24 protein-coding genes are annotated in these 13,211 nt (G+C 62.6%); all 24 read right to left on the bottom strand.

Annotated elements, in window-relative coordinates:
* Window positions 1-44 precede the first annotated feature (44 nt).
* The 24 genes from secY to tuf all read right to left on the bottom strand — a co-directional run bounded on the left by secY (window position 45) and on the right by tuf (window position 13,070).
* Window positions 45-1,355: a preprotein translocase subunit SecY gene (gene secY, locus G8A07_RS04025; RefSeq protein ID WP_195795822.1), complete on the bottom strand. Its 1,311-nt coding sequence runs from the start codon at window positions 1,353-1,355 to the stop codon at window positions 45-47.
* Window positions 1,356-1,374: 19 nt separating this feature from the next.
* Window positions 1,375-1,806: a 50S ribosomal protein L15 gene (rplO, locus tag G8A07_RS04020; protein ID WP_195795821.1), complete on the bottom strand. Its 432-nt coding sequence runs from the start codon at window positions 1,804-1,806 to the stop codon at window positions 1,375-1,377.
* A gap of 27 nt (window positions 1,807-1,833) precedes the next feature.
* The gene (rpmD, locus tag G8A07_RS04015) at window positions 1,834-2,016 is read right to left on the bottom strand and encodes a 50S ribosomal protein L30 (RefSeq protein WP_195795820.1); all 183 of its coding nucleotides are present in this window, start codon (window positions 2,014-2,016) and stop codon (window positions 1,834-1,836) included.
* Window positions 2,017-2,036: 20 nt separating this feature from the next.
* Window positions 2,037-2,555: a 30S ribosomal protein S5 gene (gene rpsE / locus G8A07_RS04010; RefSeq protein ID WP_195795819.1), complete on the bottom strand. Its 519-nt coding sequence runs from the start codon at window positions 2,553-2,555 to the stop codon at window positions 2,037-2,039.
* An 18-nt stretch (window positions 2,556-2,573) separates the two neighbouring features.
* Window positions 2,574-2,939 carry a 50S ribosomal protein L18 gene (gene rplR / locus G8A07_RS04005; RefSeq protein WP_195795818.1) on the bottom strand — a complete coding sequence of 122 codons (366 nt, stop codon included), beginning with the start codon at window positions 2,937-2,939 and terminating at the stop codon, window positions 2,574-2,576.
* An 11-nt stretch (window positions 2,940-2,950) separates the two neighbouring features.
* Complete coding sequence (gene rplF, locus G8A07_RS04000; protein ID WP_195795817.1) at window positions 2,951-3,484, bottom strand: 50S ribosomal protein L6; 534 nt, start codon at window positions 3,482-3,484, stop codon at window positions 2,951-2,953.
* Window positions 3,485-3,503: 19 nt separating this feature from the next.
* A complete protein-coding gene (rpsH, locus tag G8A07_RS03995) occupies window positions 3,504-3,899 on the bottom strand; it encodes a 30S ribosomal protein S8 (protein WP_195795816.1) in 396 nt (131 codons plus the stop codon).
* A 25-nt stretch (window positions 3,900-3,924) separates the two neighbouring features.
* Window positions 3,925-4,230, bottom strand: coding sequence for a 30S ribosomal protein S14 (gene rpsN, locus G8A07_RS03990; protein ID WP_195795815.1), 306 nt, complete (start codon window positions 4,228-4,230; stop codon window positions 3,925-3,927).
* 8 nt (window positions 4,231-4,238) lie between these two features.
* The gene (gene rplE, locus G8A07_RS03985) at window positions 4,239-4,778 is read right to left on the bottom strand and encodes a 50S ribosomal protein L5 (protein ID WP_195795814.1); all 540 of its coding nucleotides are present in this window, start codon (window positions 4,776-4,778) and stop codon (window positions 4,239-4,241) included.
* 10 nt (window positions 4,779-4,788) lie between these two features.
* Window positions 4,789-5,106 (bottom strand): 50S ribosomal protein L24, encoded by a 318-nt coding sequence (rplX, locus tag G8A07_RS03980; RefSeq protein WP_195795813.1) that lies wholly within the window; start codon window positions 5,104-5,106, stop codon window positions 4,789-4,791.
* Window positions 5,107-5,135: 29 nt separating this feature from the next.
* Complete coding sequence (rplN, locus tag G8A07_RS03975; protein ID WP_088484485.1) at window positions 5,136-5,504, bottom strand: 50S ribosomal protein L14; 369 nt, start codon at window positions 5,502-5,504, stop codon at window positions 5,136-5,138.
* 283 nt (window positions 5,505-5,787) lie between these two features.
* Window positions 5,788-6,294 carry a peroxiredoxin gene (locus G8A07_RS03970; protein ID WP_195795812.1) on the bottom strand — a complete coding sequence of 169 codons (507 nt, stop codon included), beginning with the start codon at window positions 6,292-6,294 and terminating at the stop codon, window positions 5,788-5,790.
* Between the two features lie 91 nt (window positions 6,295-6,385).
* The gene (gene rpsQ / locus G8A07_RS03965) at window positions 6,386-6,655 is read right to left on the bottom strand and encodes a 30S ribosomal protein S17 (RefSeq protein ID WP_195795811.1); all 270 of its coding nucleotides are present in this window, start codon (window positions 6,653-6,655) and stop codon (window positions 6,386-6,388) included.
* On the bottom strand, window positions 6,652-6,852 hold the full coding sequence (rpmC, locus tag G8A07_RS03960) for a 50S ribosomal protein L29 (protein WP_195795810.1): 201 nt from the start codon (window positions 6,850-6,852) through the stop codon (window positions 6,652-6,654). The genes rpsQ and rpmC overlap by 4 nt, the downstream gene beginning before the upstream one ends.
* A gap of 14 nt (window positions 6,853-6,866) precedes the next feature.
* Window positions 6,867-7,283 (bottom strand): 50S ribosomal protein L16, encoded by a 417-nt coding sequence (gene rplP / locus G8A07_RS03955; RefSeq protein ID WP_195795809.1) that lies wholly within the window; start codon window positions 7,281-7,283, stop codon window positions 6,867-6,869.
* Between the two features lie 3 nt (window positions 7,284-7,286).
* Window positions 7,287-8,105 (bottom strand): 30S ribosomal protein S3, encoded by an 819-nt coding sequence (gene rpsC / locus G8A07_RS03950; RefSeq protein ID WP_195795808.1) that lies wholly within the window; start codon window positions 8,103-8,105, stop codon window positions 7,287-7,289.
* Window positions 8,106-8,121: 16 nt separating this feature from the next.
* Window positions 8,122-8,451, bottom strand: a complete 330-nt coding sequence (gene rplV / locus G8A07_RS03945) for a 50S ribosomal protein L22 (protein WP_195795807.1) — start codon at window positions 8,449-8,451, stop codon at window positions 8,122-8,124.
* A gap of 11 nt (window positions 8,452-8,462) precedes the next feature.
* Complete coding sequence (rpsS, locus tag G8A07_RS03940; protein ID WP_195795806.1) at window positions 8,463-8,741, bottom strand: 30S ribosomal protein S19; 279 nt, start codon at window positions 8,739-8,741, stop codon at window positions 8,463-8,465.
* A gap of 10 nt (window positions 8,742-8,751) precedes the next feature.
* On the bottom strand, window positions 8,752-9,576 hold the full coding sequence (rplB, locus tag G8A07_RS03935) for a 50S ribosomal protein L2 (protein ID WP_195795805.1): 825 nt from the start codon (window positions 9,574-9,576) through the stop codon (window positions 8,752-8,754).
* A complete protein-coding gene (gene rplW, locus G8A07_RS03930; RefSeq protein WP_195795804.1) occupies window positions 9,576-9,890 on the bottom strand; it encodes a 50S ribosomal protein L23 in 315 nt (104 codons plus the stop codon). Before rplW ends, rplB begins: the two co-directional genes overlap by 1 nt.
* A complete protein-coding gene (gene rplD / locus G8A07_RS03925) occupies window positions 9,887-10,507 on the bottom strand; it encodes a 50S ribosomal protein L4 (RefSeq protein ID WP_195795803.1) in 621 nt (206 codons plus the stop codon). The genes rplW and rplD overlap by 4 nt, the downstream gene beginning before the upstream one ends.
* Window positions 10,507-11,178: a 50S ribosomal protein L3 gene (gene rplC / locus G8A07_RS03920; protein WP_195795802.1), complete on the bottom strand. Its 672-nt coding sequence runs from the start codon at window positions 11,176-11,178 to the stop codon at window positions 10,507-10,509. Before rplC ends, rplD begins: the two co-directional genes overlap by 1 nt.
* A 293-nt stretch (window positions 11,179-11,471) precedes the next feature.
* Window positions 11,472-11,783, bottom strand: coding sequence for a 30S ribosomal protein S10 (gene rpsJ / locus G8A07_RS03915; RefSeq protein ID WP_056194266.1), 312 nt, complete (start codon window positions 11,781-11,783; stop codon window positions 11,472-11,474).
* A 96-nt stretch (window positions 11,784-11,879) separates the two neighbouring features.
* Complete coding sequence (gene tuf, locus G8A07_RS03910; RefSeq protein ID WP_195795791.1) at window positions 11,880-13,070, bottom strand: elongation factor Tu; 1,191 nt, start codon at window positions 13,068-13,070, stop codon at window positions 11,880-11,882.
* Window positions 13,071-13,211: the final 141 nt, after the last annotated feature.

Genomic DNA, 13,211 nt, shown 5'->3' with positions numbered 1-13,211 from the left:
TTTTCTGTTCCAGTGGAGTTTGTTTAACTTATTCGACCCGCTTCTCAGCTGGCCTTGAAATTTGCCTTCTTCAGCAGCGATTCATACTGCTGACTCATCACGTAGCTCTGCACCTGAGCCCAGAAGTCCATCGTGACGACCACGATGATCAACAGGGACGTGCCGCCGAAGTAGAACGGGACGTTGTACTTCAGCACCAGGAACTCGGGCAGCAGACACACCGCCGTGATGTAGACGGCACCGACCAAGGTCAGCCGCGACAGGATCTTGTCAATATGCTTGGCGGTCTGATCACCGGGACGGATCCCGGGGATGAAGGCGCCGCTCTTCTTCAGGTTGTCTGCGGTCTCACGGCTGTTGAACACCAGGGCCGTGTAGAAGAAGCAGAAGAACACGATGGCAGCGGCGTAGAGCAGCACGTAGATCGGCTGGCCCGGACGCAGCATGTCCGCGAGGTCTTTCAACCAGCGCCATCCGTCGCCGGTGGCGACCCAGCTGACGATGGTGGTCGGCAGCAGGATGATGGACGACGCGAAGATCGGGGGGATCACGCCGGACATGTTGAGCTTGAGCGGCAGGTGCGAGCTCTGGCCGCCATACACCTTGTTGCCCACCTGGCGCTTGGCGTAGTTCACCAAGATCTTGCGCTGACCGCGCTCGACATACACCACCAGATAGGTCACGGCGATGACGACTGCGACGATGAAGATCGAGGAAATGATGCTCATCGCGCCGGTTCGCACCAGCTCCAGCAGGCCGCCGATCGCACCGGGCAGACCCGCGGCGATACCGCCGAAGATCAGGATCGAGATCCCGTTGCCCAGACCGCGCTCGGTGATCTGCTCCCCCAGCCACATCAGGAACATCGTGCCGGCCACCAGGCTGGTCACCGCGGTCATGCGGAAACCGAAGCCAGGGGTGATCACCAGACCCGGCGAACTCTCCAGCGCGAGCGCAATGCTCAAGCTTTGGAAGATCGCCAGACCCAGCGTGCCGTAGCGCGTGTACTGCGTGATCTTGCGACGCCCTGCCTCGCCTTCCTTCTTCAGCGCCTCCAGACTCGGCACCACGTAGCCCATGAGCTGCATGACGATCGAGGCGGAGATGTAGGGCATGATGCCCAGCGCGAAGACGGTGAAGCGCGACAGCGCACCGCCCGAGAACATATTGAACAGGCTCAGGATGCCGCCCTGCTGGCCTTTGAATAGCGCCTGCAGCTGGGCCGGATCGATACCGGGCACGGGGATATGCGCCCCGATGCGGTAGACCACCAACGCCAGCAACAGGAACACAAGCCGGCGACGCAGGTCGCCGAACTTGCCACTCTTGGCCAACTGATTAGGGTTGCTTGCCACTGTGCCTAGTTCCTAAGCTTTAAGCGACGGAGCCGCCAGCGGCTTCGATCGCGGCCTTGGCACCAGCCGTCGCGCCCACGCCCTTCAGCGTGATCTTGCGGCTGATTTCGCCCGACTTGATGACCTTCACTGTCTTGACCAGATCGGACACCAGGCCGACGGCCTTCAGGGTCAGCAGGTCGATCTCTTCGCCGGCCAGCTTCTGCAGGTCCGACAGGTTGATCTCGGCCACGAAGGGCTTGTTCTGCGACTTGAAACCGCGCTTGGGCAGGCGACGCTGCAGCGGCATCTGGCCGCCTTCGAAGCCCACCTTGTGGAAACCACCGGCGCGCGACTTCTGGCCCTTGTGACCACGGCCGGCGGTCTTGCCCAGACCGGAGCCGATGCCACGACCGACGCGACGCTTGGCGTGCTTAGCGCCAGCCGCAGGCTTGATCGTATTGAGTTCCATCTTCTAATCCTCAGTTCGACCGGTGCCTTACAGCACCTGGACGAGGTAGGCGATCTTGTTGATCATGCCGCGCACAGCAGGCGTGTCTTCCAGCGTGCTGGTGCTGTTCAGCTTGCGCAGACCCAGACCAACCACGGTGGCACGGTGCGAGGCACGGGTGCCGATCGGGCTGCGGACCAGCTTGACCGTCAGGGTTTTCTTGTCAGACATCTGTCTCTCCAATACAGCGATCAGCCGAGAATTTCTTCGACCGACTTGCCGCGCTTGGCAGCGACTTCCGCGGCGTTGGTGGAGCGCTTGAGCGCGTCCAGCGTGGCGCGGACCATGTTGTACGGGTTGGTCGAACCGTGGCTCTTGGTCACGATGTCGGTCACGCCCATCACTTCGAAGACGGCACGCATCGGGCCGCCGGCGATCACGCCGGTACCGGCGGGAGCCGGAGCCATGATCACGTGCGCTGCGCCGTGCTCGCCCACCACGTTGTGGTGGATCGTGCCGTTCTTGAGGTTGACCTTGATCATGTTGCGGCGAGCCGATTCCATGGCCTTCTGCACGGCGACCGGAACTTCCTTCGCCTTGCCCTTGCCCATGCCGATACGGCCGTCGCCGTCGCCCACCACCGTCAGGGCCGCGAAGGACAGCGTACGGCCGCCCTTCACCACCTTCGTGACGCGGTTGACCGCGATCATCTTTTCCTTCAGGCCGTCGTCATTGCCTTCGGTCTGCGCGCGGGGTTGAAACTTTGCCATTTCTAAATCCTTTGTGCGTCAGAACTGCAGGCCGGCTTCGCGGGCGGCTTCGGCCAGGGCCTTGATACGGCCGTGGTAGGCGAAGCCGGCGCGGTCGAAGGCCACCTTCTCGATGCCGGCAGCCTTGGCCTTCTCGGCGATGCGCTTGCCGATCAGCGAGGCCGCAGCCACGTTGCCACCCTTGCCTGCGGCGCCCAGCTCGGCGCGGACTTCCTTCTCGGCAGTCGAGGCGCTGGCCAGCACGCGCTGGCCATCTTCCGAGATGACGCTGGCGTAGATGTGCAGGTTCGAGCGGAACACGGTCAGGCGGGCAACGCGTTGCAGGGCAATGCGGGCGCGGGTCTGACGCGAACGACGGATGCGCTGTTCTTTCTTGGTCATCATGTCGCTGCTCCTTACTTCTTCTTGGTCTCTTTGAGGGAGACCTTCTCGTCGGAATAGCGGATGCCCTTGCCCTTGTAGGGCTCCGGCGGACGGAAGGCACGCACTTCGGCGGCGATCTGGCCCACCACTTGGCGGTCCGCACCCTTGATCAGGATTTCGGTCTGGGTCGGGCACTCAACCTTGATACCAGCCGGCATGTCCTTCACCACGGGGTGAGAGAAACCGATCTGCAGGTTCAGCTTCTGACCTTGGGCCTGGGCACGGAAGCCCACGCCGACCAGGTTCAGCTTCTTTTCGAAGCCCTTGCTGACGCCATTGACCATATTGGCCACCAGAGCGCGCAGGGTGCCGCTCATGGCATCGGCATCGGCCGACTCGTTGACCGGCACGAAGGACAGCTTGCCGCCTTCGTTCTTCACGGTCACCAGGGCATTCGTCGGGCGCACCAGGGTGCCCAGACCGCCCTTGACGCTGATCTGCTCAGCGCTGATGGTCACGTCCACGCCTTGCGGGACGATGACCGGCATTTTTCCAACGCGGGACATTGTCTGTCTCTCCTTGCGCTTAGGCGACGTAGCAGAGCACTTCGCCGCCGATACCGGCTTGACGTGCCTTGCGGTCAGTCATCACACCCTTGGGCGTGGTGACGATCGCCACACCCAGGCCATTCATGACCTGAGGGATGTCGTGGCGGCCCTTGTAGATGCGCAGGCCGGGACGGCTCACGCGCTCGATGCGCTCGATCACCGGACGACCGGCGTAATACTTCAGCGCGATCTCCAGCTCGGGGCGGGCGGCGTCACCGCGCAGCGCGAAACCGTCGATATAGCCCTCGTCCTTGAGGACCTTGGCGATCGCGATCTTCAGCTTGCTGGAAGGCATCACGACGCTGGCCTTCTCAACGCTCTGCGCGTTGCGAATGCGAGTCAGCATATCGGCGATAGGATCACTCATGCTCATTTGCGATTTCTCCTAATCGGGCCGATTACCAGCTGGCCTTGACGACACCGGGGATGTCGCCCTTGAAGGCCAGCTCACGAATCTTGTTACGGGCCAGACCGAACTTGCGGAAGGTACCGCGGGGACGGCCGGTCAACTCGCAGCGGTTGCGCAGGCGAGTCGGGTTGGCATTGCGGGGCAGCTTTTGCAGCTCCAGGCGAGCGGCGTAGCGCTCATCTTCCGACTTCTTGGCATCGTTGATGATGGCCTTCAGATCGGCGTACTTCTTCGCGAACTTGGCAACCAGTTGTTCGCGCTTCAGCTCACGTTGTTTGATCGAGAGTTTTGCCACGGGTTACCTCAGTTCTTGAACGGGAACTTGAACGCAGCCAGCAGAGCCTTGGCTTCGTCGTCCGTCTTCGCAGTCGTCGTGATGCTGATGTTCAGACCACGCAGAGCATCCACCTTGTCGTAATCGATTTCGGGGAAGATGATCTGTTCTTTGACGCCGATGTTGTAGTTGCCACGGCCGTCGAACGAGCGACCGGAGATACCACGGAAGTCGCGAACGCGCGGCAGCGCGACGGTCACGAAGCGGTCCAGGAATTCATACATCTGGACGCCACGCAGGGTGACCATGCAGCCGATAGGCACCTGCTCACGAATCTTGAAGCCGGCGATTGCCTTCTTCGACTTCGTGACCACGGGCTTCTGGCCGGCGATCTTGGTCAGGTCGCCCACGGCGTGGTCCATGACCTTCTTGTCGGCGACGGCTTCACTGACACCCATGTTCAGGGTGATCTTGGTGATGCGCGGCACTTCCATCACGGACTTGTAGCCGAACTTCTCGGTCAGGCCGGGGACGACTTTTTCGCGATAAAACGCTTGCAAACGAGCCATGTCGGACCTCTTAAGCCTTGATCTCTTCGCCGGTCGACTTGTAGACGCGCACCTTCTTGCCATCGGCGAGCAGCTTGATGCCCACGCGATCGGCCTTGCCGGCAGCGGCGTTGAAAATCGCCACGTTGGATTGATGGATGGGCATGGTCTTGTCGATCACACCACCGGTGGTGCCCTTCATGGGGTTGGGCTTGGCGTGCTTCTTCACGACATTGACGCCTTCCACCACGAGGTGGGAGTCATCGACACGCTGCGACACGACGCCGCGCTTGCCCTTGTCGCGGCCGGTCAACACGATGACCTCGTCGCCCTTACGAATCTTGTTCATGGCAGTACCTTTGTTCTCCGGCGAGGTGCTTAGAGCACCTCGGGCGCCAGCGACACGATCTTCATGAAGCGCTCGGTACGCAGTTCACGCGTCACGGGGCCGAAGATACGGGTGCCGATCGGCTCCAGCTTGGCGTTCAGCAGCACGGCGGCATTGCCGTCGAACTTGACCAGGGAGCCGTCCTGACGGCGCACGCCCTTGGCGGTACGCACGACCACAGCGCTGTAGACCTCGCCCTTCTTGACGCGGCCACGCGGCGCAGCTTCCTTGATGCTGACCTTGATGATGTCGCCAATATGCGCATAGCGACGCTTGGAACCACCAAGCACCTTGATGCACATGACGGACTTGGCGCCAGTGTTGTCCGCGACATCAAGCCGCGATTGCATTTGAATCATGTCTGTCCCCAACTTTTCCCGCATCCCCCTGCTGCGACCATCGCAGCAGACCTCAGCGGTCAGTCTTGGGCCCGTGGACCAGTCGCCCGGGATCCATTGCGAACCCCTTGCGCCCAGCAGTTAAGGGCGAACCCGAGGCCAAAATGCACCACAAGATGCACCTGACGTTCGGCGAAGCTTTGCATTATGCGTCAGGGCAAACGCCATTGTCAAGCGCCCACCCCGATGAATCCGGGGCGGCAGCGCCTTTCGGCGCCCCGCCCGGCCGGATCCGTGCGCCGGATCAGGCCTTGGCCTGCGCCAGCATCGTCGCGGCGTCGCTGACCTCGAACTTGCCGGGGCCTTCGACGTTCAGCGTCTTGACGACGCCGTCGACCACCAGCATCGAGTAGCGCTGCGAGCGCACGCCGAAGCCCTTGGCCACCAGGTCCAGGGTCAGGCCGGCCGCCTGGGTGAAGGCGGCGCTGCCATCGGCCATCATGCGCACCTTGCCGGCGGTCTTCTGATCACGCCCCCAGGCGCCCATCACGAAGGCATCGTTGACCGACAGGCACCAGATCTCGTCGACGCCGGCGGCCTTCAGGGCCTCGGCCTGCTGCACATAACCCGGCACATGCTGGGCCGAGCAGGTCGGCGTGAAGGCGCCGGGCAGCGCAAAGATCGCGATCTTCTTGCCGGCGGTGGCCTTTTCGATGTCGAAGCTGTTGGGGCCCAGCGAGCAGCCATTGCCCTCGACCTCGATGAATTCCTGCAGCGTGCCCGCGGGCAGCTTGTCTCCGACCTTCAACATGATGCTCTCCAGGTAAAAAGAAAAAAGGCCGGCCCGCCGGTTGCCCGGCCTGCCGGCCCTCAGCGCAGCGGAGCGAACTCCGCCGGCATGATCAGACCTCTTGCGCCTTCTCGACCAGGCGGGTCACGACCCAGCTCTTGGTCTTCGAGATGGGACGGCCTTCGGCGATCTCGACCACATCACCCAGCTTGTACTCGCCCTTTTCGTCATGGGCGTGGTACTTGCGCGAGTGAGCGACGATCTTGCCGTACAGCTCATGCTTGGCGCGACGCTCGATCAGGACCGTGACGGTCTTGGCGCGCTTGTCGCTGACCACGCGACCGATCAGGGTGCGCGTGTTCTTGGTTTGAGCTTCCGTCATTTCGCGGCCTCCTTCTTCTTCTCGGCCAAGATGGTCTTGACGCGAGCGATGTCGCGGCGGGTGTTGCCCAGCACGGTGTGATTGCTCAGCTGCTGGGTGGCCTTTTGCATGCGCAGGCCGAAATGGGCCTTGAGCAGATCGGTCACTTCCTTTTCCAGGGCAGCGACATCCTTGCTACGCAGTTCAGATGCTTTCATGGTGTCTTTCCTCTTCAGGCGCCGACCTGGCGGGCCACGAAGGTGCAACGCAGGGGCAGCTTGGCAGCGGCCAGCGTGAACGCTTCGCGAGCCAGGGCTTCCGGCACGCCGTTGATCTCGTAGAGCACCTTGCCGGGCTGGATCTCAGCCACGTAGTACTCGGGGTTGCCCTTACCGTTACCCATACGGACTTCGGCAGGCTTCTGGGAGATCGGCTTGTCCGGGAAGATGCGGATGAAGATACGACCACCGCGCTTGATATGGCGCGAGATCGCACGACGTGCAGCTTCGATCTGGCGAGCCGTCAGACGGCCGCGCTCGGTGGCCTTCAGGCCGAAGTCGCCGAAGGACACGGCGGCGCCACGGGTAGCGACGCCGGTGTTGCGGCCCTTCTGCTCCTTGCGGTATTTGCGACGAGCTGGTTGCAGCATTGTTTATTCTCCTTTGGCCTCGCCGGCAGCCGGAGCTGCGGCAGCGCCGGGGGCCTTGCGGACCACGCGACCACCGGCAGGGCGCGCACCCGGCTTGCCATCACGGCTACCCGGAGCGCCCGGACGGGCGTTGCGACGCGGACGGCGGTCGTCTTCGGCACCAGCCGGCGTGTTGATCACCGGAGCCTCGCCATTGGCCAGGCGGTCACCGCGGTACACCCAGACCTTGACGCCGATGACGCCGTAGGTGGTCTTGGCTTCCGAGAAACCGTAGTCGATGTCGGCCTTCAGGGTGTGCAGGGGCACACGACCTTCGCGATACCACTCGGTACGAGCGATTTCGATGCCGTTCAGACGGCCGGCGGACATGATCTTGATGCCCTGGGCGCCCAGACGCATCGCGTTCTGCATCGCGCGCTTCATGGCGCGACGGAACATGATGCGCTTTTCCAGCTGCTGGGTGATCGAGTCGGCGATCAGCTGAGCATCGATTTCGGGCTTGCGCACTTCCTCGATGTTCACGGCCACCGGCACGCCCAGACGCTTGGTCAGTTCGGCCTTCAGGTTTTCGATGTCCTCGCCCTTCTTGCCGATCACCACGCCCGGACGTGCCGAGTAGATGGTGATGCGAGCGTTCTTGGCGGGGCGCTCGATCAGGATGCGCGAGACGGCTGCATTCTTCAGCTTCGCCTTCAGGTAGTCGCGAACCTGCAGATCCTCGGCCAGCATGCTGGCGAAGTTCTGGTTGTTCGCGTACCAGCGCGAAGCCCAGTTACGGGTGACGGGCAGGCGGAAGCCGACCGGATGGATTTTCTGTCCCATAGTCTTCCTTAAGGCCTCAGTTACCGACCGACACGAAGATGTGGCAGGTGGGCTTGCTGATGCGGTTGCCGCGGCCCTTGGCGCGAGCGGAGAAACGCTTCAGCGTGGCACCTTGCTCCACGTAGATCGACGTGACCTTCAGCTCATCAATGTCAGCGCCGTCGTTGTGCTCGGCGTTGGCGATGGCGCTTTCCAGCGCCTTCTTGATGATGACGGCAGCCTTCTTCTGGGTGAATTCCAGGATGTTCAGCGCTTGGTCGACCTTCTTGCCGCGGATCAGGTCCGCCACCAGGCGGCCCTTATCGCAGGAGAGGCGAACGCCGCGAACGATTGCTTTGGTTTCCATCGTTGGCATCCTTACTTCTTCCCGGCCTTCTTGTCGGCCGGGTGGCCCTTGAAGGTGCGGGTCAGTGCGAATTCACCCAGCTTGTGGCCGACCATCTGGTCAGACACATAGACCGGCACGTGCTGCTTGCCGTTGTGCACGGCGATCGTCAGACCGATGAACTCGGGCAGGATCGTCGAGCGGCGCGACCAGGTCTTGATGGGCTTCTTGTCCTTGTTGGCGACGGCCTTGTCGACCTTGGCCAACAGGTGAGCGTCAACGAACGGGCCCTTCTTCAGCGAACGAGTCATGGCCTACCCCTTACTTCTTGCGACGCGAGACGATGAAGGTCTGCGTGCGCTTGTTGTTACGAGTGCGGTAGCCCTTCGTCAGGGTGTTCCACGGGGAGACGGGGGCCTGGCCCTCGCCGGTGCGACCTTCGCCACCACCGTGCGGGTGATCCACCGGGTTCATCGCCGTACCGCGGACGGTCGGGCGGATACCCTTCCAACGGATCGCGCCGGCCTTGCCGTACTGGCGCAGGCTGTGCTCTTCGTTGGACACCTCGCCGATCGTGGCGCGGCAGTCGATGTGCACGCGACGCACTTCACCCGAGCGCAGACGGATCTGGGCGTAGGTGCCTTCACGAGCCATCAGGACAGCGGAGGCGCCGGCCGAACGGATCATCTGGGCGCCCTTGCCAGGCAGCAGCTCGATGCAGTGGATGGTCGAACCCACGGGGATGTTGCGGATCGGCAGGGTGTTGCCAGCCTTGATCGGCGCTTCCGAGCCGCTCAGGATGGTGGCACCAACTTCCAGGCCGCGCGGAGCGATGATGTAGCGACGCTCGCCGTCGGCATAGCACACCAGAGCGATGTGGGCCGTACGGTTGGGGTCGTACTCGATGCGCTCGACCTTGGCCGGGATCGCATCCTTGTTGCGCTTGAAGTCGACGACGCGGTAGTGGTGCTTGTGACCACCGCCCTTGTGGCGCATCGTGATGTGACCGTTGTTGTTACGGCCCGACTTCTGCTTCTGGGGTTCCAGCAGCGAGGCTTCCGGAGCGCCCTTGTGCAGGTGCTTGTGCACCACCTTCACCACGGCACGGCGGCCAGGCGAGGTCGGCTTGACTTTAACGATGGCCATTACGCAGCCTCCCCGGAGAAGTTGAGCTCTTGGCCCGCCTTCAGCGACACATACGCCTTCTTGGCATGGTCGCGACGGCCAGCACGGCCGCCAAAGCGCTTGGCCTTGCCCTTCACGTTCACCACGGACACCGCTTCGACCTCAACCTTGAACATCAGTTCAACGGCGGCCTTGATCTCGGGCTTGGTGGCGTCGCGCAGGACCTTGAACAGGACTTGGTTGTGCTTCTCGGCAACCGCCGTGGCCTTTTCGGACACGATGGGGGCCAGCAGCACCTGGGCCAGACGGCCTTCTGCAAACTTGGGGGCGCTCATGCCAGCATCTCCTTGAGTTGCTCCATCGCCGCCTTGGTCACCAGCACCTTCTTGTAGAAGACCAGCGACAGCGGATCGGCGTAGCGCGGCTCGCACACCAGCACATTGGCCAGGTTGCGCGAGGCCAGAGCCAGGTTGTCGTCCACCTGGTCGGCGATCAGCATCACGCTGTCCAGACCCATGGCCTTGAACTTGTCGGCCAGCAGCTTGGTCTTCGGCGCTTCCAGAGCGATCGAATCGACCACGGCCAGACGACCGTCACGAGCCAGCTTCGACAGGATCGCAGCCATGCCAGCGCGGTACATCTTCTTGTTCAGCTTGTGCGAGAAGTTCTCGTCAGGCAGGTTCGGGAAGATGCGACCGCCCCCGCGCCACAGCGGCGACGAGGTCATACCGGCGCGAGCGCGGCCGGTGCCCTTCTGGCGGAAAGGCTTCTTGGTCGAGTGATGGACCTGTTCGCGATCCTTCTGGGCGCGGGTGCCTTGACGGGCGTTGGCCTGATAGGCCACGACCACCTGGTGCACCAGGGCTTCGTTGTAGTCGCGAGCGAACACGGAGTCAGGAGCATCCACCTTGGAGGTGGCTTGGCCCTGCTCGTTCAGGAGCTCGAGCTGCATCAGTTGGCTCCTTTCTTGACCTTGACCTTGACGGCGGGGCGCACGACCACATGGCCGTTCTTCGCACCCGGCACAGCGCCGCGGACCAGCAGCAGTTGACGGGCTTCGTCAACGCGCACGATGTCCAGGTTCTGCACGCTCACGGTCACGTCGCCGAGGTGGCCCGACATCTTCTTGCCCGGAAACACGCGGCCCGGATCCTGCGCCATCGAGATGGAGCCAGGAACGTTGTGCGAGCGGCTGTTACCGTGCGAAGCGCGCTGCGAACCGAAGTTGTGGCGCTTGATGGTGCCGGTGAAGCCCTTACCGATCGAGGTGCCTTGCACATCGACCAGCTGGCCGGCGGCGAACAGGGTCACGGGCACTTGGGCACCGGCCTTGTATTCGGCAGCCACGTCAGCGGCAACACGGAATTCCTTGAGGATTTCGCCGGCCTCGACGCCCGCTTTCGCGAGGTGGCCAGCTTCCGGCTTGGTGACGCGCGAAGCTTTGCGCGTACCGAACGCCACTTGAATGGCGCTGTAGCCGTCGGTCTCTTCGGTCTTGACCTGGGTCACGCGATTGTTGGACACGTCCAGCACGGTCACAGGGATGGCATCGCCATCGTCCGTGAAGATGCGCATCATGCCCACCTTGCGGCCCAGCAATCCGAGACGATTGCTAAGACTCATGGTTTTTCTCCAGTCCCTTGAGGGGACCATTTACACACACCCGACATCGATTGGCCGGGTTGACCAGATGCACCCCAAACCGAGAACTCCGCCAGAAAAGACAAGCCTGGCAGACCTCTTTTTGCGATGCGCCGAAACCGCGCAGGCAAGACCTGTGCGGAAAAGCTGGCGAGTATAGCGTGAACCCTAGGTCGACCGCAAGGGCCGTCACACAGGGGTCAAAAGAAAAGGGCAATCTTGCGATTGCCCCTTCTCCGTTCCGCCTTCGCCCGAGGGCGAAGAAAGAGCGCGCTTTACTGCAACTTGATTTCCACGTCGACGCCGGCGGGCAGGTCGAGCTTCATCAGCGCGTCGACCGTCTTGTCGGTCGGGTCGACGATGTCCATCAGGCGCTGGTGGGTGCGGATTTCGAACTGGTCGCGCGAGGTCTTGTTGACGTGCGGCGAACGCAGGATGTCGAAACGCTCCATCCGGGTCGGCAGGGGCACGGGACCCTTGACGATGGCGCCGGTACGCTTGGCGGTCTCGACGATTTCCAGAGCCGACTGGTCGATCAGCTTGTAATCAAAGGCCTTCAGGCGGATGCGGATCTTTTGCTTTTGCATGACTGTTCCTTCAAAGAGCGAGCGGCTTGGCGCGAGGCCTCACCGCGAAGTTCGTGAGGCCCGGCTCGCGAGAGCCGGGCCGGTCACGCAAAAGATTTAGGCGATGATGGTCGCGACGACGCCGGAGCCGACGGTACGGCCGCCTTCACGGATGGCGAAGCGCAGGCCTTCTTCCATGGCGATCGGAGCGATCAGCTTCACGGTGATGCTGACGTTGTCGCCAGGCATGACCATTTCCTTGTCCTTCGGCAGCTCGACAGCACCGGTCACGTCCGTGGTACGGAAGTAGAACTGGGGACGGTAGTTGTTGAAGAACGGGGTGTGACGGCCGCCCTCTTCCTTGCTCAGAACATAGATCTCAGCGGTGAAGTGGGTGTGCGGCTTGATCGAGCCGGGCTTGGCCAGCACTTGGCCGCGCTCGACGTCTTCACGCTTGGTGCCGCGCAGCAGGATACCGACGTTGTCGCCGGCTTGACCCTGGTCCAGCAGCTTGCGGAACATTTCCACGCCGGTAACGGTGGTCTTCTGCACGTCGCGGATACCGACGATTTCGATTTCCTCGCCGACCTTGATGATGCCGCGTTCGACGCGACCGGTCACCACGGTGCCACGGCCCGAGATCGAGAACACGTCTTCCACCGGCAGCAGGAAGGCGCCGTCCACGGCACGCTCAGGCTGGGGGATGTAGGTGTCCAGGGCTTCGGCCAGACGCATGATGGCCTGCTCGCCCAGGTCGCCCGTGTCGCCTTCCAGCGCCAGCTTGGCCGAACCCTTGACGATCGGGGTGTCGTCGCCCGGGAAGTCGTACTTCGACAGGAGCTCGCGCACTTCCATTTCGACCAGCTCGAGCAGCTCGGCGTCGTCAACCATGTCGCACTTGTTCAGGAAGACGATGATGTACTTCACGCCGACCTGACGCGCCAGCAGGATGTGCTCGCGGGTCTGGGGCATCGGGCCGTCAGCGGCCGAGCACACCAGGATCGCGCCGTCCATCTGGGCGGCACCGGTGATCATGTTCTTGACGTAGTCGGCGTGGCCCGGGCAGTCCACGTGAGCGTAGTGGCGGTTGGCCGTTTCGTACTCGACGTGGGCGGTGTTGATCGTGATGCCGCGCGCCTTCTCTTCGGGAGCCGCGTCGATCTGGTCGTAGGCCTTGGCTTCGCCGCCGAACTTCTTCGACAGCACGGTCGCGATCGCAGCCGTCAGCGTGGTCTTGCCGTGGTCAACGTGACCAATCGTGCCCACGTTCACGTGCGGCTTGGTACGTTCAAATTTACCTTTTGCCATTTCAATTCTCCAAAAAGAGCATTCAGCCAGTCTGTTGGTTTAGCGTTTCCGCCGCGTTCTCGAACCCCGGCAACTGGCAACCGGGAGACCCGCGACGAAGACGATTCAGAAGGCCGGCCTCGTCGGAGGCCGGCCGGATGC

The sequence above is a fragment of the Roseateles sp. DAIF2 genome (assembly GCF_015624425.1).
Lineage (GTDB): Bacteria > Pseudomonadota > Gammaproteobacteria > Burkholderiales > Burkholderiaceae_C > Kinneretia.
The sequence above is the reverse complement of the archived record's forward strand: the minus strand, read 5'-3'. Positions and strand labels throughout refer to the sequence as shown.